The organism is Mesorhizobium sp. M7A.F.Ca.CA.003.01.2.1 (assembly GCF_003998945.1).
Classification (GTDB): domain Bacteria; phylum Pseudomonadota; class Alphaproteobacteria; order Rhizobiales; family Rhizobiaceae; genus Mesorhizobium; species Mesorhizobium ciceri.
In genome coordinates, this window is the sequence record NZ_RZRA01001490.1 from 1 (window position 1) to 762 (window position 762).

1 protein-coding gene is annotated in these 762 nt (G+C 57.9%); it reads right to left on the reverse strand.

The annotated features are described in order from the left end of the window. Positions 1-505 precede the first annotated feature (505 nt). Positions 506-762 (reverse strand): hypothetical protein (locus tag EN969_RS33690; RefSeq protein WP_127419898.1); only part of this gene is annotated, 257 nt, incomplete at its 5' end.

A 762-nucleotide genomic window follows, 5' to 3' on the forward strand; every position in this document is an offset into this window, starting at 1 on the left:
GGTCGATGGACGGCGAAACATTGATCAGGCTGCTCGAATTGCCTCCCCAGCCGCCCGAACCTCCGCACCCACAACCTGCCTCGGCGGCTCCAACGGACGATGCAACTGCAACAGCGGCGAAAATAACAGTGAACTTGTTCATGAAAGCTACTCCCGTTTGATGATGGAGATGGCTTCCGTCTTCTGTGGTCTACCTCTTGCTTAACAATATATGAACAATTCATCCGCTCAAGTCTTTATCTAGTTTCGGTGCTTCAATCAAAAATTAACAATAATCATTATGCATAACCGACATGATTAACTTGCTTATCACAACGGACGACGACGAGACCGGTCAACTCGAATGCCGCTCAGCAATGGCCGATCGGAAATGCAAAAAAGCCCGCCCCGGCGTGAGCCGAAGCGGGCAGCGGTCGGTCCTGGAAATGAGAGCCACGCCGCGCCAGGTCCACCTGTCTCGGTAATTCCGTCAGGCAGCAGCCAACAGACGACGCGGTGCCAACAGCTACTCCTCCACCCCCGGCTTGAATCTCCGCACCACAAACTCGAACAGCACGTCCGAAATCCACATCGCACAGACGCCGATCAGGAAGGCGGCCGCCAGCGTGGTGGTGTCGTCGGCGGGATCGGGCTTCGGCAGGCCGGCGATCCTGGCGTAGGAGACCGCCGGCAGCGTCAGATAAGCCGCCGCAAGCGCGCCGCAGATCGGCGAGGCCACCATTTCGCGCAGCTTGTAGCGATGCCGCGACAGCGCGCGCAGAA